Consider the following 22746-nt stretch of genomic DNA (forward strand, 5'->3'; position numbering starts at 1 on the left):
AGGGCGGGGATCGGGGGCACGATCGGCGCGCGGTCCAGGCGGCGCCGAGCCCGCGCGACCTGCGCGGCTTCTTCACCGTGGCGATCGGCCAGCTCGTGTCGATGGTCGGCAGCTCGCTCAGTTCGTTCGGCCTCGGAGTGTGGACCTTCCAGCGCAGCGGCGCGGTCTTCGACTTCGCGCTGGTCACGATGCTGGCGTTGCTGCCCTCCGTACTGATGGGGCCGGTCGGCGGCGCGGTCGCCGACCGGTACGACCGGCGGCGGATCATGCTGGTCTGCGACGCGCTCAACGGACTCGGCATGGCCGCCGTGGCGCTCCTGCTGTGGCTGGACCGGCTCGACTTCGTCGTGGTCTGCGGCATCGTGACGCTCACCTCGGTGGTCACGGCGTTCCACCGGCCCGCGTACCTGGCCGCGATCGCCCAACTGGTGCCGAAGCCGTACCTGCCGCAGGCCAACGCGCTGGCGCAGGCGGGTATCGGCCTGGGCAACCTGGTCGCCCCGCTGGCGGGAGGCGCGCTCGTCGCGCTCGCCGGGCTGCCCGTCGTGGTCGGCGCCGACGTGGTGACGTTCGCGGTCGCGTTCTTCTCCCTGCTCGCCGTACGGATCCCGGACCGGATGTTCCGGCGCAGGGAGGAGTCGTTCCGCGCGGCCGTGGCCGGTGGATGGCGGTTCTTCGTCCGGCGGCCCCCGCTGATGGTGATGGCCGGGTACTTCATGGTCGTCAACTACTTCACCGCGCTGACGCTCGCCGTGGTCTCGCCGATGGTGCTGTCTCTCGGGGACGCCACGGACCTGGGCGTGGTGACGGCCGTCGGCGGCCTCGGCGCGGTGCTCGGCAGCGTCGTGATGATGGTCTGGGGAGGCACCCGGCGGCTGGCCGACGGGATGGTCGGGTTCGTGGCCGTGGCGGGCCTGGCGACGGTGCTGGTCGGGCTGACCGGCGCGCTGGCGGTGGTCCCGCTCGTCGCCGTCGGCCTGGCGCTGCGCTGGGGTGCCACCAGCGTGATCAACGCCCACTGGCTGTCGATCATCCAGCTCAAGGTCAGGATCGAGTTGCAGGGCCGCGTGCTGTCCACGAACCAGATGCTGGCCACCGTGATGACCCCGGTCGGGTACCTCACCGCGGCGCCGCTCACCACCTGGTCGGAGTCGCTGACGGGGGCCGCGACGGGGCCGGCCATCGGGGTGCTCCTGGGCGCGTCCGGCGTGCTGCTCTCGCTGTGGGGCGTCGCCGGGCTGCGGATCAGGCGGTTGCGCCACATCGAGGACGAACTGCCGGACGCCCTGCCGACGGCGGTGATCAGCACCGATCTCGACGAGCTCCAGGAGGAGGCCGACCGGCACGCCCTGGCCGGGTGACCGGCGGGCGGGTCACATCGCGGTGCGGGCGGACCACAGCTCGGGGAAGACCTCCCGGCGCATCGAGCGCTCCAGCCAGCCCGCACCGCTGGAGCCGCCCGTGCCGATCTTGGCGCCCATCGTCCGCCGCACCGACATCAGGTGCCGGTACCGCCACTCGGAGAACCGCTCGGACATGTCGGTGAGCGTCTCCGCCAGCTCCCACAGCTCGTCGCCGGGCCCGTGCTCGGTGTAGACGCGCACCCATGCGGCCTCCACCACCGGGCTCGGCGTGTACGGCTCCGCACGGTCGCGGGCGAGCGTCTCGGCGGGGATCGGGTGGCCGTGCCGGGACAGCAGGGCCAGCACGGCGTCGTACAGGCTCGGCGCGCGCAGCGCCTCCAGCAGTTCCCGGTAGTGTTCCGGGCTGCCCCGGTGCGGCCTCGTCAGCGGCTCCGACTTGTTGCCGAGCAGGAACTCCACGTGGCGGTACATCGCCGACTGGAATCCGGACCCCTCGCCCAGGCTGTCCCTGAAGGCGTTGAACTGGGGCGGGGTGAGCGCGCCGAGCGCCGACCAGGCGACGTTCAGCACCTCCAGGTAGCGCGTGACGCGGCGCAGGACGACGGTCGCGGCGGTGACGTCGTCCTCGTCCAGCCGCCGTACGGCGAGGCGCAACTCGGCCCGGATCAGCCCGAAATACAACTCCATGACCTGCGTGGTCACCAGGAAGGCGGGCTCCTCGGGGACGTCGGTCCGCGGCCGCAGCAGCGTGTGCAGGACGTCGGTGCCGACGTACTCGTCGTAGGGCGTGCCGTGTGCGAAGTCCACCGTGGGCGATCTCATGTTCCCTCCTCGTTCTCTTTCAATGATCTGCGACTACGGCAAAGCATGAAATAGCATGTGAAAGGCGATATGGCCGAGATGCTTTACGATCGGAAGCCAAATCGGCCGTTCACCTTTCACCTCTGCTCGTCTCTGCTCGTCTCTACGAGCTCGGCCCCGCGAGCTCATCCACCGGAGGGTGTGGTCATGGACACGATGGACTGGGCGATCCTGGCCGAGCTGCAGGCGGACGCGCGGCTCTCCTACAGCGAGCTGTCCCGCCGGGTGCACATGTCGGCCCCCGCCGTGGCGGAGCGGGTCCGGCGGCTGGAGGAGACCGGGGTGATCTCGGGCTACCACGCCCATGTGGACCTGGCGGCGGCCGGGCGGACGGTGCGCGCGCTGATCCGCATGTCCTGCTACGGCGCGCGCTGCGTGCTCCGGGACGAGCAGGCCCTGGCCCGTCCGGAGATCCTCCAGGTGTACCGGGTCACCGGCGACACCTGCTGCCTGCTCCTGGTCGCGGTGCCGTCGATGGGCGAGTTCGAGGCGCTGATCGACCGGCTCGCGCAGTACGGCAGGCCGTCCAGCACGATGGTCCTGTCCAGCCCGGTGCCCTGGCGCCCGGTCACCGCCCCTCCCGCCCCGCACCATCGGGATCGCCAGGACGCCGCCGAACCATGGTGAAGCCGCCTCGCGGCGGACGTTCCGGAGGATGTTCAGGGGTGGACGTTCACGATGAGGTGTAGTGGTCCTCCTGGGCGATCCGGCGGCTGAGCAGGCGGCGCGGACCGGGGCCGACGTCCCCCAGCCGGTCGTCCAGGTTGCGCAGCGCGCATCTGTCGAGGGACAGGCAGCCGCACCCGATGCAGTCGGACAACCGGTCACGCAGGCGGACGAGCTGGTCGATGCGGGCGTCGAGCTCGGCCCGCCACTCGGTGGACAGCCGCGCCCAGTCCTCCGGAGTCGGCGTCCGGCCTTCGGGGAGCGTCTCCAGCGCCTCGGCCACGACGCGCAGGGGGATGCCGACCCGCTGCGCCACGCGGATGACCGCGACCTGGCGCAGCGTGTCCCGTGAGTAGCGGCGCTGGTTCCCTGCCGTCCTGCGGCTGGTGATGAGGCCCTTGGCCTCGTAGAAGTGCAGGGCGCTCACCGCGACGCCGGACCGCTCCGAGAGCTGCCCCACGGTGAGCTCCTTGATCTCCAGGGGGAGTTTGGGCATGCGCCGATCATACGACTTGACCTCAATATTGCTTGAGGTTCCAGGATCGACCGCATGACGACACACGAGGAGAGAATCGACCCCGTCGGACACCGTCCGGCCGGCGGGCGTGAATGGGCCGGGCTCGCCGTACTGGCACTTCCCGCCCTGCTCGCGTCCCTTGAACTGACCGTGACACATCTCGCGCTGCCCGCCATCGGCAGGGACCTGTCCGCGAGCAGCACCGAGCTGCTGTGGATCGTGGACGTGTACGCGTTCCTGCTCGCGGGGTCGCTCATCACCATGGGCGCGTGGGGCGACCGGATCGGACGCCGCCGTCTGCTCCTGATCGGCGCCGCCGCGTACGGTGCCGCCTCGGTGCTCGCGGCGTACGCGTCCGGCGCCCCGGCGCTGATCGCGGCCCGCGCCCTGATGGGGGTCGCGGGCTCGACCCTGATGCCGTCCACGCTGTCCCTCACCGCGACCATGTTCCGCGACCCCCGGCAGCGGACGGTGGCGGTCGGGATCATCGTCGCCAGTGTCTCCGCCGGCACCGCGATCGGACCCCTGGTGGGCGGATGGCTGCTGGAACGCTACTGGTGGGGGTCGGTCTTCCTGCTGGGCGTCCCGGTGATGGCGTGCCTGCTGCTCGCCGGCCCCCTCCTGCTGCCGGAACACCGCGATCCGTCGGCGGGCCGGATGGACGCCGTCAGCGCGCTGTCGTCCCTGGCCGCCGTCCTGCCGGTGGTCTACGGGCTCAAGCGGATCGCGGCCGACGGCCCGGACCCGGTCTCCGTACTGGCTGTCCTGGCCGGTGGCGTTTTGGCGGTGTTGTTCGTGCGCAGGCAGCGTGGCCTCGCCGACCCGTTCGTCGATCCGCGCCTGTTCGCCGACCGGGCGTTCAGCACGTCGGCGGGCACGCTGGCGCTCGGCATCTTCGTGCTGTGGGGGTCGAACTACGCCGTCGCGCAGTATCTCCAGCTCGTGCACGGGCTGTCGCCGCTGGACGCGGGGCTGTGGACGGCGCCGTCCGCCGTCGGCGTCATCGCCGGGTCCATCCTCGCGCCGAGGATCGTCCGCCGGGTCCGCCCGGCGGCGGTCATCGGCGCGGGCCTGGCCGTGTCGGCCGTCGGGTACGGCATGCTCACCCAGGTGAGCGAGCCGGGTGGCCTCGGCCTGCTCGTGTCCGGGGCCGTCGTCGTCTCCGCCGGGCTGGGCCCGATGATGGCGCTGGCCACCGACATGGTCGTCGCCGCCGCGCCACGCGAGCGCGCCGGAGCCGCGGCGGCGATCTCCTCGACGGCACCCCAGCTCGGCGGGGCTCTCGGGATCGCGGTACTCGGCAGCGTCATCACCGCCGTCTACCGCGGCGAGATGTCGGAGAGCGTCCCGCCCGGTGTCCCCGCCGCCGTGGCCGCCGCCGCCCGGGACAACCTGGGCGCGGCCGTGTCCGCGGCGGGCACGTTGCCCGGCCGGTTGGGCGCCGAGACGCTCGACCTGGCCCGTGAGGCGTTCACGCATGGATTTCACCTGACCGCCACGATCAGCGCGGTGCTGATGGGCGGAGCCGCCGTCCTGGTCACGGTCCTGCTCGGACGCGCCGTCTCACCGCTTCATGCCACACCGCCCCGGTCCTCGTGACGCGGCCGTCCGGCGGGCCGGACGTCACGGGTCCGGTGGCAGCCGGGCGGCACGGGAGTGGAGATAGCGTTGCTCGGGCAGGCTGGCCGTACGGCGTGCGGCCAGCAGGTAGCACTCACGGGCGGCGACATGGTCCCCGGCCATCTCCAGCAGATGGGCGCGCACGGCGTGGAGGCGGTGGTGAGCGGCCATCCGATCGTCGTCCTCCAGCGTCCGCAGCAGGTCGAGCCCGGCTCGGGGCCCCTCGGTCATCGCGACGGCGACGGCGCGGTTGAGGGTGACCATCGGGTTGGGCGCGACTCGTTCGAGGATCCTGTACAGCACGGCGATCTGCCGCCAGTCGGTGTCCTCCGGCTTGGGGGCGTGGACGTGCACCGCCGCGATGGCCGCCTGGAGCTGGTACGGCCCGAGCGGGGACCGGGCCATGGCGTCGGTGACCAGCGCGGTGCCCTCCTCGATGGCCGCGGCGTCCCACAGCGTACGGTCCTGTTCCTCCAGGGGTACCAGGGCGCCGTCGTCCGTGGTGCGGGCCGGGTGCCGCGCGTCGGTGAGCAGCATGAGCGCCAGCAGCCCGGCGACCTCGCCGTCGTCGGGCAGCAGCCGGCGCAGCATCCTGGCCAGCCGGATCGCCTCCCCTGTCAGGTCGTGGCGGTGCAGGTCGGGACCGGAGGTCGCCGCGTAGCCCTCGTTGAAGATCAGGTACAGCACGTGCAGCACCACGCGCAGCCGCTCGGCCCGCTCGTCCTCCGGCGGCATCCCGAACGAGGCGCCCGCGTCCCTGATCTGCTTCTTGGCCCGGCTGATACGCGGGCCCATGGTCGCCTCGGGCACGAGGAAGGCGCGGGCGATCTGCGCGGTGGTCAGGCCGCCGACGGCGCGCAGGGTCAGCGCGACCTGGGAAGCCGGAGTCAGCGCGGGATGGCAGCACAGGAAAAGCAGGGTCAGCGTGTCGTCCCCGCCCGGCGGCCGCTCCTCCTCCGGCCCCGGCGCGAGACGCTCGTCGTACGGCGTGCGGGCGGCCACGGCGGCCTCCCTGTCGCGCCGCGCCTGGTCTCCGCGCATCTGGTCGATCACCCGGCGCCCGGCGACGGTGGTCATCCATGCCTGGGCGTTGCGGGGCACCCCCTCGACCGGCCACTGCAGCGACGCGGCGAGCAGCGCCTCCTGGACGGCGTCCTCACAGGTCTCGAACTGGCCGTACCTGCGGACGAGTAGGCCGAGGACCCGCGGCGCCAGCTCGCGCAGCAGGTCCTCGATCTCCGTTGTCGTCGTCACATTTCCATTCCGGCCGAGAACATGACCGGCCGCACCTCGATGCCCAACCCGGGAACCGCGGCGTCCGGGATCATGGCGGCCAACTCGATCGCCCGTTCCCTGCTCTCGCAGTCGACCAGGTAGAAGCCGGCGAGGTACTCCTTGGCCTCCAGGTACGGCCCGTCGGTCACGGCCGGGTTCCCGTCGCGGACGCGGACGACCGCGCTGGTGGACGGGTCGGCCAGCGCCTGGGTGCCGATCATCTCGCCGGACTCCTGGATCGTCTTGATGAATCCGCCGTGGCCGTTCATCACGTCCTGGCGCTCCTCCTCGGTCAGCGCGTCCCAGATCTGCGGGTTCATGTGCATGATCAACAGGAACTGCACGTCGTTCTCCTCGCTGTCGTTCGTACGACGTCCGTGGTGCCCCCGATGGGCGCCCTCATAGATGAGTCGTGGCGGGCGACGCGGTTTTGACATCCCCGCGGCATCTCCTCCGGACGACTTTCCGGCATTCCCCCGGACGTGCTTACGGACGTCCGCGCATACATTCAACCCGGCGTCCGCCCGGGTTTCCCGAGGACCCGCATGTCGCGCGCCAGGATCCCCGCGGCCGGGCGCAAGAATCGGCTTCCCGCTCCGACCCCCTGTGGGGGGACCGCGAATCTGCGCGGACCATTCGAGTCGACGAGGAAGGACATCTCATGCCCCAAGCTCCGAAAGCGGGCTGGCGCGAATGGGCCGGACTGGCGGTGCTGACGCTGCCCACGTTGCTGGTGGCGCTGGACATCAACTCACTGTTCCTGGCCCTGCCACATCTGAGCGCGGATCTCGGCACCAGCGGCGCCGAACAGCTGTGGATCACGGACATCTACGGGTTCATGGTCGCCGGTCTCGTCGTCACGATGGGCACCCTCGGCGACCGGATCGGTCGCCGCAGACTGCTCCTGATCGGCGGGACCGCCTTCGGTCTCGCCTCGCTGCTGGCGGCGTACTCCGTCAGCCCGGCGATGCTGATCGGCTCCCGCGCGGTCCTGGGCGTCGCGGGGGCCACCCTGATGCCCTCGACCCTGGCACTGATCGGCTCCATGTTCCGGGACGCGGCACAGCGGGGCACGGCCATCGCGATCTGGGCGACCTGCCAGTTCGCGGGCGCGGCCCTCGGGCCCGTGCTCGGCGGGGTCCTGCTGCAGCACTTCTGGTGGGGGTCGGTGTTCCTGCTGGCCGTGCCGATCATCGTCATCCTGCTGCTGGCCGGGCCGCTCCTGCTGCCCGAGTTCCGCAACCCGGACGCCGGACGGCTCGACCCGGCAAGCGTCGCCCTCTCACTGCTCGCGATCCTGCCGATCGTGTACGGCATCAAGCAGCTCGCGGTCACCGGGGCCGGCCTGTCGGCCGTGCCACTGTCGGCGATCATCATGGGAGCCGTCTTCGCGGTGGTCTTCGCCCGCCGCCAGATGCGGCTGGACCATCCGCTCCTGGACCTGCGCCTGTTCGCGCGGCGCTCGTTCCGCCTGATCCTGATCGCGCTGGCGCTCGCCGGGGTGGCCATGGCCGGAACCGGCCTGCTCGTGACGCAGTATCTCCAGAGCGTCCTCGGGTTCGCCCCGGCGGAGGCGGCGCTGTGGTTCGCGCCCATGGGACTGGCCGTGGCCCTGGGCACCATGCTGACCCCGATGATCGTACGGTGGCTCTCCCCCACCGCGGCCATCGCGGGCGGGCTGGCACTGTCCGCGGCGGGCACGGGACTGCTCGCCCTGGTCACCCGGGCCGACGGCGACGCGCAGGGGCCGGTCCTCATCGTGGCGGGCATCGCCGTACTCGCGCTGGGCACCGGGCCGTTGTTCGCGCTCGGCACCGACATGGTGGTCGGATCGGTCCCGCCGGAGCGGGCCGGTTCGGCGGCGGCGACGTCGGAGACCAGCAACTACCTCGGGGGGACGCTCGGCGTGGCCGTCCTCGGCACCGTCGGCGCGGCCGTCTACCGTCATCACATGTCCGGAGCCGTCCCGTCGCGGGTTCCGGCCGAGGCGGCGCGGGCCGCCCGCGAGACCGTCGCGGGCGCCAACGGCGCGGCGGCGGGCCTGCCCGGCGAGGAGGCGGCCGAGCTCCTGCACGCCGCGCACGACGCGTTCACCGGCGGGCTGGTCACCGTCAGCCTGATCGGCGTGGTCCTCTTCGCCCTCCTCGCGCTCCTCATGACACGCCTGCCCCGGCGGAGCGGTCACGACGGGGACACCGCCGACGCCGTCGAGGGGAGCGCCGTGGGCGAGCCCGACGCGACCGCCGGGCAGGCACGGGGGGCACACCGGGACGCGTGACGACCCGGCCGACGATCACGGTCTCCGCGCCGTTCACGCCGAGGGGACCGGGATCGTCGGTGATGAACCGGTGGCGATGCGACAGGTCCCCGATCCAGACCGCCGCGTGCAGGCTGGAGGGCCGCCGGTGGCGAACGCGCCGTGCACAGCCGAGTGCGCGGAGGTCTTGACGCGGGGACCCTCGTGGCGTTTTCATTAGGAAAGTTTCCTAATGGAAGTGAGGCATCGCCACATCGGCGTCACAGCAGCGGATGCACCTCGGGGTGCGCGTCCCACCAGCGTCCGAAGACGGGATTGTCGTCCACATGGTCGGTGAAAGCGGCGGCGAGGCCGCGATAGATCGCCCCGGCGGTCGCGTCGCTCAGGCGATCCCTGCGCCACGCGACGAGCAACCGGGCGACCTGCGGCTCTCCGGCGAGAGGCCGTACGACGGTCCCGTCCGGCGCGGGCCAGGAGGGATCGACCAGGCGCACGCCGTGCCCGTCCGCGACCAGCGGCCGCGCGGCTCCGCTCGGGGCCTCGAAGCGTATGTCGGGTTCGAAGCCCGCCGCGCGGCACGACGCCCGCAGCGCCGCGAGGGAGCCGTCGTCGGCGCCCGGCGGGCTGATCCAGGACTCGTCCTTGAGGTCGGCCAACCGGATCTCCTCGTTCCCCGACAGCGGGTGCGCGGCGGAGAGTGCGACAAATATCGGATACCGGGGGACCAGCGTCCTGCTGACGACCGGCGCCGCCAGCATGACGTCGAATCCCTCGATCACCCCGAGCAGTGCCGCGTCGAGACGGCCGTGGGTGAGCGCCTCGGCCAGCAACACCGCGGAGGGCTCGATGCGCAGTGAGATCTCGCGTCCGGGAAGCGCGTCGCCGACGCGGTTGACGATGCTCCCCACGCAGGCCACGTGCACCGATCCCAGCCGGAGGGAACCCGCCGCGCCGGAAGCTCCGCGCAGGTCACCGAACAGCGTGTCGACCTCCGACAGCACGATCCGGGCGCGGGCGATGACCTGGTCGCCCAGCGGTGTCGGCTCCACGCCGGAGCGGCTGCGGACGAAGAGCGCGCCTCCGACGAGACTCTCGACCCGGCGCAGCAGGTTGGTCATGGCCGGCTGGGAAAGCCCCACCTGGGCAGCGGCCCTTGTCAGGCTGCCCGACTCCGCTATCGCGCAAATCATACGGAGATGCCGGATATCGAGATCCATAACCGAGAATTATGCGACAACTAATAACAGCCGGCCGGGTTCCCCGGACAAACTGCCGCGTATAACTCCCCAATCCCTCTCCCGACGCTCACCGAAAGGAAGTCCGGGGACCACTCGGCCGTGGATCACGGCCATGCCCGGCGCCCGTTCCCGGGCCGCCGCGAAGGAGCGCGACATGGTCCTGACCACGGCTGATCTCCACCCCGGAACCGAGCCATGGACATCCCGGCGAACCTGAGCGACGGCGGCTTCCCCGCCTGGCCGTTGCCGCTGGACGCGACGTGCGCCGAGTTCGCACGGTCGGCCGTACGATCCGTGTACCGCGAGTTCGGCATGCCGCGCGACCTGACCTGCGACGCCACGGTGATCGCCTCAGAGATCGCCACGAACGCGCTGCTGCACGCGTACCGGGCTGAACGGACATCATCGGGAGCGGGCCGACCGGAGCTGTGGGCCTACCTGCGGCGGCACACCGGCCCGGAAATCGTGATCAAGGTGTTCGACCCCGTGCCATGGACGGGACCCGCCCGCCGCCCGCCGCGGTCGGCGCCGACGGACGCCACCGGCGGGCGCGGGCTGCACCTGGTGGACGCCCTGACCGCGGAGCACGGCGGGCGCTGGGGCATCCACCCGACACGCGGTCGCCTGGGCGCGGCGCCGAGTCCGGGAAAGGTGGTCTTCTTCACCGTTCCTCTGCCCGCCCAGGCGACGATGCCGCCGGCACTGCCGCGACCGAGGTCCCGCCGCAGGTCCGCCGAGCGGATACACACGCTGCTCACGGCCCGTGGTCTCCGGTCGCATCTGGCGGCCGACCGGAGCGTGCTGCACGCCGGCGCCGGGTGGCAGGTGTGGATCCGGGAGGAGTCGATCTCCTACCACCTGCCCGGCCGCGAGATCGCGTGGCTCCCCGCGTCGGACGAGATCGAGGTCGTCGAGCGGGTCGTCCGCCACAGCGAGGAGTTCACCCCGGTCTGCTCCCCCACGGCGCTCCCCCTGTAACACGGCCTCCCTCCGGCTCTTTCCCTACCGGGATTCCATTTCCGCGCAGAGGTCGTGGTTGAGGAGCACGCCGATTGGCGAGCCATAACCAACAATTATGTCCGCCTTTATGGCCGCTGGTCGGATTTCGTCACCAAACTACGGGCTGCACACCCCCTTCGATCCTCCGGATGTGAAACCCCGGAGCCACGCGGCCCGCGTACGCGGAGCCTCTTGCCCGAACACCCAACCTCACGCTCGTTCTTCGACACCCCCCGGAGGTTGCACGTGAGAATCACCTCACCCCTGCGCGCGCTCAGAAGACCACCGCTGCTCGCCCTCGTCCTCGGTCTGGGGCTCCTGCTCCAGCCGGCCGCGATCTCGGCGGCTCGCGCGGACGCCAGACCCGCGCCGGTCCCGGCGCTGACCGCCGACGACGGGGCCCGGCACGTCCAGCGCTCCCCGCTCCCGATCAGGGACCGCGCGCCGCTCCCCTCGTCCACCGACCACCTGCGGCAGGACTACGACCTGCCCGAGTCCGCCCCGACACACCCCCGGCCGTCGCTGAAGTCCAGGTCGGCCGCATCGGCCAAGGCCGCCGCCGCCGCGTGCAACGTCAGCGACTTCACCGGCCGTACCGGAAGCGCCCTCGTCCAGCAGATCACGTCCTCCACCACGGACTGCGTCAACACCCTCTTCAACCTGACCGGGGGCGACGCCGCGGCCGCGTTCCGCGAGGCGCAGATGACCAGCGTCGCGTACGGCCTGCGCGACAACGCGGTGAACTACCCCGGTGACAACAGCACCGGCACCGCGCAGCTCGTGCTGTACCTGCGGGCGGGTTACTACGTGCACTGGTACAACCCGTCCACCGTCGGCTCGTACGGGTCGACGCTGAAGACCGCGATCCGGGCCGGCCTGGACGCGTTCTTCGGCAACTCCCGCTCCTCGACGGTCAGCGACGCCAACGGCGAGGTGCTCGCCGAGGCGGTCATGCTGATCGACAGCGCCGAGGAGAACGACCGCTACCTGTACGTCGTGAAGCGGCTGCTGAGCGGCTACACCAGCGCCTACGACGCCCACTGGTGGATGCTGAACGCGGTCAACAACGTCTACACGGTGCTCTTCCGGGGCCACCAGGTGCCGGCGTTCGTCACCGCGGTCCAGGCCGACCCCAGCGTCCTGGACACGCTCGACTCCTTCGCCGTGAACCACCTCGACCTGCTCGGCACGGACCGCGCGTACCTGACCTCCAACGCGGGCCGTGAGCTCGGCCGTTTCCTGCAGCACTCCGCGCTGCTGTCCACGGTCCGGCCGCTGGCCAGGGACCTCCTCCAGCGCAGCGCCATCACCGGGAGGACCGCGCCGCTGTGGGTCGGCGTGGCCGAGATGACCGACAGCTACGACAAGGCCAACTGCTCCTACTACGGCACCTGCGACCTGCAGGCGCGGCTCGCGGCCAGCGTCCTGTCCATCACGTACTCGTGCGGTTCGAGCATCAGAATCCGCGCCCAGGACATGACCTCCGCGCAGCTCGCCGACTCCTGCGCCAGCCTCACCAACCAGGACGCGTACTTCCACACCCTGGTCAAGGACGGCGGCACGCCGGTCGCGAACGACAACAACACGACGATCGAGGTCTGCGTCTTCGACTCAAGCACGGACTACCAGACCTACGCCGGCGCGATGTTCGGCATCGACACCAACAACGGTGGCATGTACCTGGAGGGCGACCCCGCCGCCGCGGGCAACCAGCCGCGGTTCATCGCCTACGAGGCCGAGTGGGTACGGCCGGCGTTCCAGATCTGGAACCTCAACCACGAGTACACCCACTACCTCGACGGCCGGTTCGACATGTACGGCGACTTCAGCGCCGGGGTCACCACCCCGACCATCTGGTGGATCGAGGGGTTCGCCGAGTACGTCTCGTACTCCTACCGGAACGTCGCCTACGACGCCGCGATCGCCGAGGCGGCGAACCGGACGTACGCGCTGAGCACCCTGTGGGACACCACCTACTCGCACGACACCACGCGCATCTACCGGTGGGGCTACCTGGCGGTGCGGTACATGTTCGAGAAGCACGCGGCCGACGTCGCCACCGTCCTCGGCCACTACCGCTCCGGGAACTGGAACGGCGCGCGCACCTTCCTGACGAGCACGATCGGCGGCCGCTACGACGGCGACTGGTGGACGTGGCTGGCCGCGTGCGCGTCCGGCTCCTGCTCGGGCGGCGGGAGCGGCGGCAACCAGGCGCCGGTGGCGGGCTTCACGTTCACCGCGAGCGGTCTCGGCGTGACCTTCACCGACACCTCGACCGACTCCGACGGCACGGTCTCCTCGCGCCGCTGGGACTTCGGTGACGGCTCGTCGTCCACCTCGGCGAACCCCTCGCACACGTACGGCACGGCCGGCACGTACACGGTGACGCTGACCGTCACCGACGACGACGGCGCGACCGGGACGGCCACCCGGCAGGTGACGGTGTCGTCAGGGGGCGGATCCGTGCCCGAGTGCACCTCGGCCGACACCCGTGAGCTGGGCAAGAACTGCCGGCGGAGCAATGTGTCGGCGACCTCCGGCAACTACGCCTACTTCTACCTGTACGTCCCGGCGGGCACCGCGAGGCTCGTCATCACCTCGTCGGGCGGCACGGGGAACGCCGACCTCTACTACAGCGCCAGTGCCTGGGCCACGAAGACGGCGTACAGCCAGCGGTCGACCGGCTCCGGCAACAGCGAGACCCTGACGGTCACCGGACCGGCCGCCGGCTACCACTACGTCAGCCTGTACGCGAACGAGAACGTCAGCGGGGCCGCGGTGAAGGTCGAGTACTGACGCTCGACCACCGTTCGGTGGCACCGGATCCCCGGCCGGGATCGGACCTCGTGTCCGGTCCCGGCCTCCGTGTCAGACGCTCTCGCCCTTGATCAGAAGGTGGTGGGAGTCCTGCAGCCCTTCGGGAAGGTCGTCCGGCGAGAACCAGCCCGCCTCCAGGATCTCGAAGCCGTCGGTCCTGAGCGTGCCGCCGAGGAACTCGGCCTCGTAGGCCACCTCCACCCGCAGCCGGAAGCCGCTCCGGAGATGGACGAGCCGGTGCGCGCGGACGTCCAGTCCGGTCTCCTCGCGGACCTCGCGGACGACCGTCTCCTCGAACGTCTCCCTCCTTTTCGCGTAGCCCGACGGCAGACCCCACTGGCGCCCCTCCGGCCACAGCCGGTGCTTCAGGAGGAGCACCCGCCCCTCGGAATCGCGTACGACGCCGGTGACGCCGACCATGAACGTGGCGTGGGCCAGCCACAGCAGACGCCACTGCATCGGGCCGCGGATGGCCCGCCACAGGCGGGCGATGAGCCTCTTCACGTCGTTCACCTCGGGTGGTCCTGCCGATCGATGGCCCGTCAACGATGGCGTAACCACCACGCGTTTTCCACTCGGCACGGACTCCCACCGCCGTACGCTCCCGGCCCGATGCGGAGCCCGCCCGCGTCATGCGTCCGCCGGTCGGGGGAATCCCGCGGGCAGCGGGCGGGAGTGCAGCACGTCGAGCCGCGAGACCGCCCGGGTCAGCACAACGTAGAGCCGGTTGAGACCGCGTTTCTCCGCCTCGACGATGTCCGCCGGCTCGGCGACGATCACGTGGTCGTACTCCAGCCCCTTGGCCAGCGACGCGGGCAGCACGGTGACCCGGGCATGGCCATCGGCCATACCAGACCGACCGGATAGACCGGCGAGTTCAGACAGGTCGGGCAGGCCGGATGATTCGCCCGGGACGCCGCCGCCCGCCGGTTCTCCCCGCGGCACCCGATTCAGCTCTTCCGCCAGCGCGGTCGCCAGGGCGCCCACGGCCGCGGCATCGGCGATCACGGCGATCGAGCCGTCATGCCGGAGGGCGTCGCGCACGGCGGCGACGGTCGCCTCAGTGAGGTCGGGCACCCGCGTGACGCGAAGACGGCCGTCGCCACGGAAGGAACGCGTCGGCGGCACGTCCACCTCCAGCATGTCCAGCAGCCGGTTGGCGAGCCGGGCGACCGCGCCGGGGACGCGGAAGCCGGTCGTCAGCGCGATCACCGACGCCTCCGGCTTGCCCAGATGCGCGAGCAGGTGCCGCCAGTCGCGGGCGGCCCACGGCGTCGTGCCCTGCGCCAGGTCGCCGAGCACGGTGATCGAGCCGTACTCGCTCCTGCGGGCGATGACCCGGCACTGCATCGCGGACAGATCCTGCGCCTCGTCGACGATCACATGGCCGTAGCCCTCGGGGCGTCGCAGCAGACCGGCGACCTCGTCGATGAGCACCGCGTCGGCTGCGGACCACCGGGCGCTCTTGAATGTGCGCGGCGGGCTCGCCCACCGGATCGCCGCCTGCTCGTCCGGCGTCAGGACACCCTCGGCGGCCCTCGCCAGCACGGCGGGGTCGCCGAGCACCTCCGCCACGACCTCCTCCGGTCGTACGGCGGGCCACACCGCGTCCAGGAACGGGGTGGCCGCACGGGACATCCTGCGCGTCCAGACCGCGTTGAGATTCTGGCCGCGAGCCTCCGCCTGCCGTCCCAGCACGGAGACGATCCGGGACAGGACACGCTCGCGTCCCACGGCGTACGGCGTGGCCTCGCGCCGGGTGTCGTCCACGATGCGGCGCAGTTCCTCCTCGGAGACCCGCAGGCGAGAGGAGCCGTCGGCCACGCTGACCGGCCCGGCCGGCTTTCGCACGCGGCCGTACAGCGCCCGGCGCAGCACGGTGGCCATGCGGACGTCGTGCTTGACGGCGGCCGCCGCGTCGCCGTCCTCGGCCCGCGCCGGGCTCCCGCCCAGCAGCCGCTCCATGGTGGTCTGCTCGACGTCCACCTCGCCGAGCACCGGAAGCACCGCCGATATGTAGTGCAGGAACGCCGGGTTGGGCCCCAGCACCAGGACTCCTGTGCGGGAGAGCCGCTGCCGGTGGGCGTACAGCAGAAAGGCGGCCCGGTGCAGGCCGACGGCGGTCTTCCCCGTGCCCGGGGCGCCCTGGACGCAGATCGACTCCTCCAGTCCGGCGCGTACCAGGTCGTCCTGTTCGGGCTGGATGGTGGCCACGATGTCGCGCATGGGGCCGACGTGGGGGCGCTCGATCTCCGCCGCGACGATCCGGCCGCCGGCTCCCCCGTCCTCACCCCGGCCGCCGGCTCCCTCGTCCTCACCCCGGTCGAGGTGCTCGTCCTCGTATCCGGTCAGCTCGTTCTCCGCCCAGCCGAACCGGCGGCGTACGGCGAGGCCCTGCGTGGCACGCGCGCCGGCCCGGTAGAACGACCGGGCGACCGGGGCACGCCAGTCGATCACCATCGGCTGCTCTCCGACACCGCCGGAGATGTGCCGCCGGCCCATGTAGTACCGCCGGCCCCGGTGGTCTCCCGCGTCCGCGCCGGTGCCGAAGTCCATCCGGCCGAAGAACGGCGGCCCGCCGGGCTCCTCGGCAAGCTCCTTGGCCAGGCTCTTGAGGTGACGTCCGAGCCTCTCGGCGCTGTAACGGTCGCCCGCCACCTGTTCGCCGACGATGACGTTCAGCCGGGCGCCGTCCAGCATCGCGCGCAGCGCGGCCCCGCATCGCACGGCGTAGACCTTCTCCTCGTCGAGTTCGCTCATCGCACCACCTTAGATTAACTCGGTTAAGATATTAACCGAGTCAACACGCTTGGTATGCTGGGCGCATGACAGGACTTCGCGGACTCAAGCGGCAGCGGATCCACGAGGCGATCTCCGCGGCGGCGATCTCGCTCTTCCTGGAGCGCGGCTTCGACGAGGTGTCCGTGGCCGAGATCGCGGCGGCGGCGGAGGTCTCCAAGCCCACGCTGTTCAAATACTTCGCGACCAAGGAGGACCTCGTCCTGCACCGCATCGCCGACCACCAGGGCGAGGCCGCACGCGTCGTACGGCGGCGCACTCCCGGTGAGGAGCCGCTGGCCGCGCTGCACCGGCACTTCCTGGACGGGCTGGCACGGCGCGATCCCGTCACCGGCCTCAACGACGACGCCGAGGTCATCGGCTACCACCGGATGGTCTTCTCGACCCCCGGCCTGGCCGCCCGCCTGCTCCATCACATGGCCACGGACGAGGAGGCGCTCGCCGAAGCGCTCGGCGAAAGCATGGACGATCTCACCGCCCGTCTCCTGGCCGGACAGGTGCTCGCCGTCCAGCGGGTGCTGGCGCGGCGCAACTGGCTGGCGCTCGCCGAGGGAACGAGCGCCGAGGACGCCTACCCGTCAGCCGTCGGCGCCGCCGACCGCGCCTTCACCCTGCTCCGTCACGGCCTCACCGCCGCCGACCGGTCTGGTTGATCACGACCTTCAGCGCGTGGTTCTCCGCGGCGTTCGCGAAGACGTCGTACGCCTCCTCCATCTGGCCGAATGTGAACGAGTGGGTGCCCAGGTTCTCGGCCGGGATCCGGCCGTTGGCGACCATCGTGAGCAACGTGGGAATCGACACCGTGTCGACCAGCCCCATGGTCAACTTCACGTTCCGGATCCACATGTCCTGCATCGGCAGTTCCACCGGAGAGCCGTGCACGCCGGCGTTGGCGATCGTGCCGCCCGGCCGTACGAGCGACACCGCGGCCCTGAGCGTGTCCGGATGTCCCACCGCCTCGACGGCCACGTCCACGCCGAGCCCGTCGGTGAGCGCGATGACGTCGGCGACCGCGCCGGGCCCGGCACGTACCGCGTGGGTGGCGCCGAACTCGAGCGCCTTGTCCAGCCGGAACCCGTCGGTGTCGATCGCGACGACTTTGGACGCGCCCCACAGTCCCGCCGTCAGGACCACCGAGAGCCCGACCGCTCCGGCTCCGACCACCGCCACCGTGTCACCCGGGCGTACGTTCCCGGCCAGCACGCCGACCTCGTACCCCGTGGGCAGCGAGTCGGCGAGGAAGATGGCCTGCTCGTTGGTCACGCCCTCCGGTACGGCGTACAGCGAGGTGTCGGCGAACGGCACGCGGACGGTCTCGGCCTGGGTGCCGTCGATGAGGTGGCCGAAGATCCAGCCGATGCCTCCCACGGTCTGGCAGTGCGAGGGCATGCCGCGCAGGCAGTACCCGCATCGGCCGCACCGCGTGACCGCCGGGACGAGCACGCGGTCGCCGACCCGGAACGCCCTGATCGCGTCGCCGACCTCGGTCACGGTGCCGACGGCCTCGTGTCCCAGGATGCGACCTGCGGTCACGGCCGCGACGTCGCCCTGCAGGATGTGCAGGTCGGTGCCGCAGATCGTCGTGGTGTCGACGCGGACGACCACGTCAGTCGGCTCCTGGAGCGTGGCGTCGGGAACGTCCTCCCAGGACTTCGCCCCCGGGCCGTGATATACGAGCGCCTTCATCCCGCTCCCCCGTTGGTCTGGCGCGCACCGGGCCCGTGATCCCACGAGCCGTCCACCGCCGCACGTCCTCGCGGAGAGATCCGCCGAGGAGGCGGCGCGCGATTCCCGGTTCCGGTACCCGCTGGAGTGCCGATTACCCACCGGGCGCCGCCATCCATTCCAGATACCGCAGCCATACCCCCGGGGGTATTGCGCGGACATAGAGAAGGGCCTGAGCCCTTCACGAAGGCTTACGCGAGAGCCAGGAACAACTTCTCCAGCTCGGCGACGCTCATCGGCGGCTGCTCGCCACGCTCCTGTGCGGCCTGGCAGTGCCGCAGGCCACTCGCGACGAGCTTGAAGCCGGCCCGGTCCAGCGCCTTGGAGACTGCGGCGAGCTGGGTGAGCACCTTCGTGCAGTCCTCTCCCGCCTCGATCATCGCGATCACTCCGGCGAGCTGGCCGTGTGCCCGCCGCAGGCGCGTCACCGCGTCGCCGACCATCGCTTCGTTCATCTCCATGCGGCCACCATACCCACGGGGGTATGAGCGGGCAAATTCGTCGCACCGTGCCGAAGACCTCGGCCTCGTGTGCCATGACCTCGGCCACCCGCGAGAGCCCCTCAGCCTCATGCTCCGTTCGCCTTCTTCTCGGCCTCCTCGGCGTGGCGCCGGATCAGCGCCCTCATGAACGGGCCGTCCATCCGGCGCTGCTCGTCGGCGAAGGCGCGCATCGCCGCGACGATCTCCGCGGGCAGCATTCCCTCGGGCACGGGCTCGTCCACCATCTCCCACACGGGATGTGCGAGCGCCGAGTCCACCAGGACAATCGTGGCGAGGGAGGGGTCGGCGGGGATCCGGCCGTCTGGGGGAACGATCACTCCGGTGGAGCCGATGGCGACGAGAGCCGTCCCGTCGGCCTGTCTCGCGATTATCCTGGCCATGATCTCATCAACTCCTGCGTGGAAAACGGTAGTCCCATGGAATCCTCGCGGCGTCGAGAGCCTGCTGTACGTCTGGGGGCGGCGTCTCCACGAACATGACGTGCTCGATGTCCGCGACGGTCACGCCACCGTGGATCTGCGCCTCGACGTACAGCGACCGCAGGAACTTGGGATCTGTGTAATCACGCGCGAGCCCTCGCAGCGACGGCCGCGGCATTCTGTCCCCCACATAACCGCGCGGAAACGCGCCGAACGACACAGGGCGAGGGTCGAGCATCGGGCTGGGCATCGTAATCTTGCGCTCCGTGAGGGAGTCACCCACGCAGATGGTCGTCCGTGTCCGCACCCCAGGCCGAAGCGTGACCTGCGCGTCTCCGTACAAACTGAGGCCACCGGGAAGGGGTGTGTACCGACCGGCTCCGGAGTCGGCCAAGGTAGCCAAGGTGTTGACGTATCCGTAGATAGGCCGCAACCTGGCCGGAAGGTTCGACGGATAGCCGAACCACGCCTCCTCGAAAGCCGCCCGCCTTACGGGATCATAAAGTCCCTCCGATCGAGCGGTCTCGAACTGCGACTTGAATCGGCCATCTCCAAGTACGTTCAGCAGATTTTCTGTCCATATGCCCACGACCACCGGCTTGTCGCCCAGAAGTTCCACCAGCTCGGCCCGCATGATCTCGGTGGCCGCGTCCACCGACAGCCCCTCCTCCTCCGCGAGCAGCTCGATGTTCTTCCGCACCTGCGCGTACTGCTCATAGAAGGCACGCTCTCCCGGATCGGGGACAAGCCTTTCCATCCGCTCGAGAAGGCCGTCGAACTGCGACGAAAGCGCGTCAGCCTCCTGCCGTCTGCCCGACCGGGCAAGCCGACTACGCTCGGCGTCCAGCTCAAGGATGGCCGCGAACCCGTCGGCGATCGCTTCATCCGGCCTCTCGCGCACGAGCGGTCCCGTACGGCCTTCTCCATGGTCGGTTCGCGGAAGGCTCACGTCTGAAGGCGGATGACCACTCCTCCCGGGAGGCTCCTCCCCCGGAGACCTCAGATCAGCGACCTCATCGCCGTCACGGCGCCGCCCGGGAGGCCTCAGATCGGCAACCCAATCCTCAGCGTGCGTACGCCCCGGAGGCCTCAGATCGGCGACCTCGTCACCACCCCCCGAACGTCGTGGATCGCCGCCTCGGCCACCACCGCCGGCCTCCTCACCATCAGAGGTCCGGCGAGCACCGTCCCCATCCCCTGGACGCCGGACATCTGCGGTTTCCGAGCCGTCGGAGGTCCGTACGGACGGGTCCGGAGGCTCGGTCGGTGGTTTCCGCGCCGTGCCGCTCTCCGGAGCCCGTTCCCGCGTCGGGTCCGAGTGATTGATCAACTGGTCGATGTCCGGGCGCGTGCCGGTCGTCGGGGCCTCGTCCACCGGACCGGAAGACCGTGCGCCATCACCCTTCGCCGGCCCGCCCTTCGCAGCCCCGCCCTCCGCGTCCGGCCGTACCGGATCGGGCGTGGCACGCGATGCCCTTCCCTCGGCCCTTCCCTCAGCGGCGCGTGGTTCACCGGCAGTACGCGAGCCTCCATCCGGCCTGGCCGCCGCCCCCTCAGCCCGGCCCCCATCCACCGGTCTGGGAGCTCCTCCGTCGGACCTCGCGGCCCTCCCCTCCGGCCTGGTCACCCCACCGTCCGGGCGGGCCGCCACTCCATCGGGTCTGGCGGCCGTGCCTTCCGGCCGGGCCGCGTCGTGCCCGGGCCGGGCGTCGCCTCCGTCCGCGCGAGTCACGCCCTCCGGCCGCGCCGTGCCGTCAGGCCGGGCCGTCCCATCGTCCGGTGCGTAGTGCGCCAGAGATGTGCTGTCAGCATCCTCGGCCGGCCGGCGCGTGGACGGATCGGCCATCGCCCCGCCCGGCGGATCGGACGTCCCCCCGGACGGCTCACCGGATCGCGGCCCCGCCGACGCATCAGACGATCCCGACAACCGCGCCGGATCCGCCACCGGATCGCCCGACGGGTCCTCAAGGGAACGCGACCCGGACGAGGATGACGTCCGCCCGGAAGGATCCCAACTCGCCCAATGCGCGTCAGCGCCTCCCAGAAAACCTGACGTACCGCCCTTGAGAACCATCTCCCAGTCGAACTGACCCGACAAACCCAAGGACACCGCCGTAGCCCCCGCGTTCGCCACGGCGGACTGCCCCATCATCCCCCACATCGACGTACCAGACGCCGCCACAAACTTCTCAAACATCGACATCTCTGCAGGAGACATCCCCAACCGCAAAGCAGGAGTGGACAACCGCGAAAGGCCACCCGACAACGTCGTGAGGAACGCGCCCGTCAACGCGCCCGTCCCCGCCGAGGCCAGCACCTGCTTCCAATCCACCTCGTCACGACGGGACTGGGTCACCTGCACCACCAGGTCCATCCCACCCACCAGCGCCCCGAACAGACCGACGTTGATCAGCAGCCGCCTCGCAAGCTGGACGACCGTCATCCGCGTCATCACCACACGCGGGCCGATCAGCGCCAGCGAGATCCCACCCCACGGCCCCGCCGCCGCGGCGAGCAGCCACCCGATCTGAAAGATCAGAAACGCGACCGAAAACTTGATCATCCGCTTGGTGTACTGGATCTCCACACCGATCCGGTTGAACTCCAGCGCGACGCGCACCAGGCGCTGGACCAGCTCTGCCTCACGCCCCCCATACACCCGCGCCACATGCTCGGCGAACGCCTTGAGCGCCTCACCGTCCCACTCCCGGCCCAGCCCCTCCGTGGCGCCCCTCCTGGCCCCACCCTTCACCACCAGCCGCGCCGTCGCCGCACACGCGTCCGCCAACCGGAAACACGCCGACTCATCCCCCTTGGGCCAGTCCATCCCCACGACCCAGCCCACCCAGGGTTTCGCCCAGTCCGGGACGAGGAGCCCATCAAGATCCATGTCAGGTTCGCTGCTCCGGATCGTTCGCCTGCTCGGCCCGCTCGTAGTTCGCGGCGTTCTCCCTCAGACGCTCGCTCACACTCCCGACCTCACCGATGTACGCGTCGAACGCATCGAAGATCCCTGTCTTCATCTCAGTCAGGTTCTTCTGGAACTGGGCGCCGTACTGGTCGTCTCCCAGCGGGTTGCCCTCGCGCTGGAACGCCTCGTTCAGCGCGGCACGGACCTCGCCCAGGAAGTCGCGTTCCTCGTCGACGACCTGGGCCTGTCGCTGGAGTTCCACCCAGCGCACGTAGTAGCCGCTACCCCCAGCCGTCGTCACGCCTCACCTTTGATCGAATGCGACAGCTCGGACGGCGACGACTTTCGGTAGACCCGGGGATCGAGCTCGATGTTCCGCACCTGGCCACGCGGACCGACGGTCACGGTGACCATCCCGTCCTCCGAGTGGGAGGTCACGGTCAGCTCGCCCAGCCTGCCGTACATCTCACGGGCCGGCCCGGCCCGGATGTACTCCTCGGTGAGGCTTTCGATCATCGCCTCGCGCGCGTCACTCATCGGCGATCGCCCTGGCACACCGTGAGCGTGTATCGAGCCAGATTCATCGATCACGCAACAAACGGTGGCATCACTCCCGAACCCCCGTCAACGCGACAGCAGCCTCTGTTCCGCGTCAAAAAGTCGGCTCAGATGACCCGGTCTGAATGTCGGGGACGCATACGCGGGTCGGTGGAGACCTCGATCAAGCGACCTCCTGAAGCGGGTCTGATCCGCGGGTGAAGGCGCGGTAGACAGG

At 70.7% G+C, this 22746-nt stretch carries 20 protein-coding genes; 7 read left to right on the forward strand and 13 right to left on the reverse strand.

Annotation, left to right across the window (positions count from 1 at the left end; all coding sequences use genetic code 11):
* On the forward strand, positions 1-1361 hold a 1361-nt coding region (locus IMZ11_RS20890; RefSeq protein WP_228643975.1), incomplete at its 5' end, for an MFS transporter.
* A gap of 12 nt (positions 1362-1373) precedes the next feature.
* Here the strand turns inward: IMZ11_RS20890 and IMZ11_RS20895 are convergent.
* Positions 1374-2186 carry a tryptophan 2,3-dioxygenase gene (locus tag IMZ11_RS20895; RefSeq protein ID WP_061257860.1) on the reverse strand — a complete coding sequence of 271 codons (813 nt, stop codon included), beginning with the start codon at positions 2184-2186 and terminating at the stop codon, positions 1374-1376.
* 186 nt (positions 2187-2372) lie between these two features.
* Here IMZ11_RS20895 and IMZ11_RS20900 point away from each other — a divergent pair, with 186 nt between their 5' ends.
* Complete coding sequence (locus tag IMZ11_RS20900) at positions 2373-2852, forward strand: Lrp/AsnC family transcriptional regulator (protein ID WP_228643977.1); 480 nt, start codon at positions 2373-2375, stop codon at positions 2850-2852.
* A gap of 46 nt (positions 2853-2898) precedes the next feature.
* On the opposite strand, the gene soxR is transcribed toward IMZ11_RS20900, so the two are convergent.
* Positions 2899-3387 (reverse strand): redox-sensitive transcriptional activator SoxR, encoded by a 489-nt coding sequence (soxR, locus tag IMZ11_RS20905; RefSeq protein WP_228643979.1) that lies wholly within the window; start codon positions 3385-3387, stop codon positions 2899-2901.
* Between the two features lie 54 nt (positions 3388-3441).
* On the opposite strand from soxR, the gene IMZ11_RS20910 reads away from it, so the two are divergent.
* Positions 3442-5007: an MFS transporter gene (locus tag IMZ11_RS20910; protein WP_228643981.1), complete on the forward strand. Its 1566-nt coding sequence runs from the start codon at positions 3442-3444 to the stop codon at positions 5005-5007.
* Positions 5008-5031: 24 nt separating this feature from the next.
* On the opposite strand, the gene IMZ11_RS20915 is transcribed toward IMZ11_RS20910, so the two are convergent.
* Together IMZ11_RS20915 and IMZ11_RS20920 are read right to left on the reverse strand one after the other, a co-directional pair.
* Positions 5032-6282, reverse strand: a complete 1251-nt coding sequence (locus IMZ11_RS20915; protein WP_228643983.1) for an RNA polymerase sigma factor — start codon at positions 6280-6282, stop codon at positions 5032-5034.
* Positions 6279-6647 carry a YciI family protein gene (locus IMZ11_RS20920; RefSeq protein WP_228643985.1) on the reverse strand — a complete coding sequence of 123 codons (369 nt, stop codon included), beginning with the start codon at positions 6645-6647 and terminating at the stop codon, positions 6279-6281. Before IMZ11_RS20920 ends, IMZ11_RS20915 begins: the two co-directional genes overlap by 4 nt.
* Positions 6648-6964: 317 nt before the next feature.
* On the opposite strand from IMZ11_RS20920, the gene IMZ11_RS20925 reads away from it, so the two are divergent.
* Positions 6965-8581: an MFS transporter gene (locus tag IMZ11_RS20925; RefSeq protein ID WP_228643987.1), complete on the forward strand. Its 1617-nt coding sequence runs from the start codon at positions 6965-6967 to the stop codon at positions 8579-8581.
* Positions 8582-8820: 239 nt separating this feature from the next.
* On the opposite strand, the gene IMZ11_RS20930 is transcribed toward IMZ11_RS20925, so the two are convergent.
* Positions 8821-9777 carry a LysR family transcriptional regulator gene (locus IMZ11_RS20930; RefSeq protein WP_061257854.1) on the reverse strand — a complete coding sequence of 319 codons (957 nt, stop codon included), beginning with the start codon at positions 9775-9777 and terminating at the stop codon, positions 8821-8823.
* Between the two features lie 216 nt (positions 9778-9993).
* Here IMZ11_RS20930 and IMZ11_RS20935 point away from each other — a divergent pair, with 216 nt between their 5' ends.
* Both IMZ11_RS20935 and IMZ11_RS20940 read left to right on the forward strand, forming a co-directional pair.
* Positions 9994-10776: an ATP-binding protein gene (locus IMZ11_RS20935; RefSeq protein ID WP_228643989.1), complete on the forward strand. Its 783-nt coding sequence runs from the start codon at positions 9994-9996 to the stop codon at positions 10774-10776.
* A gap of 267 nt (positions 10777-11043) precedes the next feature.
* Positions 11044-13593, forward strand: coding sequence for a collagenase (locus IMZ11_RS20940; protein ID WP_228643991.1), 2550 nt, complete (start codon positions 11044-11046; stop codon positions 13591-13593).
* 72 nt (positions 13594-13665) lie between these two features.
* On the opposite strand, the gene IMZ11_RS20945 is transcribed toward IMZ11_RS20940, so the two are convergent.
* Both IMZ11_RS20945 and IMZ11_RS20950 read right to left on the reverse strand, forming a co-directional pair.
* Positions 13666-14118 (reverse strand): NUDIX domain-containing protein, encoded by a 453-nt coding sequence (locus IMZ11_RS20945; protein ID WP_228643993.1) that lies wholly within the window; start codon positions 14116-14118, stop codon positions 13666-13668.
* A gap of 126 nt (positions 14119-14244) precedes the next feature.
* The gene (locus tag IMZ11_RS20950; protein WP_228643995.1) at positions 14245-16374 is read right to left on the reverse strand and encodes an AAA family ATPase; all 2130 of its coding nucleotides are present in this window, start codon (positions 16372-16374) and stop codon (positions 14245-14247) included.
* Positions 16375-16439: 65 nt separating this feature from the next.
* On the opposite strand from IMZ11_RS20950, the gene IMZ11_RS20955 reads away from it, so the two are divergent.
* Entirely contained in the window at positions 16440-17066 is a 627-nt protein-coding gene (locus IMZ11_RS20955; protein WP_228643997.1) for a TetR/AcrR family transcriptional regulator, read from the forward strand.
* Here the strand turns inward: IMZ11_RS20955 and IMZ11_RS20960 are convergent.
* From IMZ11_RS20960 to IMZ11_RS20985, 6 genes are all read right to left on the reverse strand, one after another.
* Positions 17041-18099, reverse strand: a complete 1059-nt coding sequence (locus IMZ11_RS20960; protein ID WP_228644000.1) for an alcohol dehydrogenase catalytic domain-containing protein — start codon at positions 18097-18099, stop codon at positions 17041-17043. The two genes, IMZ11_RS20955 and IMZ11_RS20960, sit on opposite strands and share 26 nt — an antisense overlap.
* Positions 18100-18329: 230 nt before the next feature.
* A complete protein-coding gene (locus tag IMZ11_RS20965; RefSeq protein ID WP_061257848.1) occupies positions 18330-18599 on the reverse strand; it encodes a metal-sensitive transcriptional regulator in 270 nt (89 codons plus the stop codon).
* 107 nt (positions 18600-18706) lie between these two features.
* Positions 18707-19021, reverse strand: coding sequence for a hypothetical protein (locus IMZ11_RS20970; protein WP_228644002.1), 315 nt, complete (start codon positions 19019-19021; stop codon positions 18707-18709).
* 7 nt (positions 19022-19028) lie between these two features.
* Positions 19029-21950, reverse strand: coding sequence for a DUF3626 domain-containing protein (locus IMZ11_RS20975; protein WP_228644004.1), 2922 nt, complete (start codon positions 21948-21950; stop codon positions 19029-19031).
* Between the two features lies 1 nt (position 21951).
* Positions 21952-22272 carry a hypothetical protein gene (locus tag IMZ11_RS20980; protein ID WP_228644006.1) on the reverse strand — a complete coding sequence of 107 codons (321 nt, stop codon included), beginning with the start codon at positions 22270-22272 and terminating at the stop codon, positions 21952-21954.
* Positions 22269-22508, reverse strand: a complete 240-nt coding sequence (locus IMZ11_RS20985) for a YbaB/EbfC family nucleoid-associated protein (protein WP_228644008.1) — start codon at positions 22506-22508, stop codon at positions 22269-22271. Before IMZ11_RS20985 ends, IMZ11_RS20980 begins: the two co-directional genes overlap by 4 nt.
* Positions 22509-22746 lie beyond the last annotated feature (238 nt).

The organism is Microtetraspora sp. AC03309 (assembly GCF_020826795.1).
GTDB classification, from domain to species: domain Bacteria; phylum Actinomycetota; class Actinomycetes; order Streptosporangiales; family Streptosporangiaceae; genus Microtetraspora; species Microtetraspora glauca.

Coding starts and splice junctions, on each gene's coding strand:
- IMZ11_RS20895 (WP_061257860.1), bottom strand. CDS start 2,186: ATGAGATCGCCCACGGTGGACTTCGCACACGGCACGCCCTACGACGAG.
- IMZ11_RS20900 (WP_228643977.1), top strand. CDS start 2,373: ATGGACACGATGGACTGGGCGATCCTGGCCGAGCTGCAGGCGGACGCG.
- soxR (WP_228643979.1), bottom strand. CDS start 3,387: ATGCCCAAACTCCCCCTGGAGATCAAGGAGCTCACCGTGGGGCAGCTC.
- IMZ11_RS20910 (WP_228643981.1), top strand. CDS start 3,442: ATGACGACACACGAGGAGAGAATCGACCCCGTCGGACACCGTCCGGCC.
- IMZ11_RS20925 (WP_228643987.1), top strand. CDS start 6,965: ATGCCCCAAGCTCCGAAAGCGGGCTGGCGCGAATGGGCCGGACTGGCG.
- IMZ11_RS20930 (WP_061257854.1), bottom strand. CDS start 9,777: ATGGATCTCGATATCCGGCATCTCCGTATGATTTGCGCGATAGCGGAG.
- IMZ11_RS20935 (WP_228643989.1), top strand. CDS start 9,994: ATGGACATCCCGGCGAACCTGAGCGACGGCGGCTTCCCCGCCTGGCCG.
- IMZ11_RS20950 (WP_228643995.1), bottom strand. CDS start 16,374: ATGAGCGAACTCGACGAGGAGAAGGTCTACGCCGTGCGATGCGGGGCC.
- IMZ11_RS20955 (WP_228643997.1), top strand. CDS start 16,440: ATGACAGGACTTCGCGGACTCAAGCGGCAGCGGATCCACGAGGCGATC.
- IMZ11_RS20960 (WP_228644000.1), bottom strand. CDS start 18,099: ATGAAGGCGCTCGTATATCACGGCCCGGGGGCGAAGTCCTGGGAGGAC.
- IMZ11_RS20965 (WP_061257848.1), bottom strand. CDS start 18,599: ATGGAGATGAACGAAGCGATGGTCGGCGACGCGGTGACGCGCCTGCGG.
- IMZ11_RS20970 (WP_228644002.1), bottom strand. CDS start 19,021: ATGGCCAGGATAATCGCGAGACAGGCCGACGGGACGGCTCTCGTCGCC.
- IMZ11_RS20975 (WP_228644004.1), bottom strand. CDS start 21,950: ATGGATCTTGATGGGCTCCTCGTCCCGGACTGGGCGAAACCCTGGGTG.
- IMZ11_RS20985 (WP_228644008.1), bottom strand. CDS start 22,508: ATGAGTGACGCGCGCGAGGCGATGATCGAAAGCCTCACCGAGGAGTAC.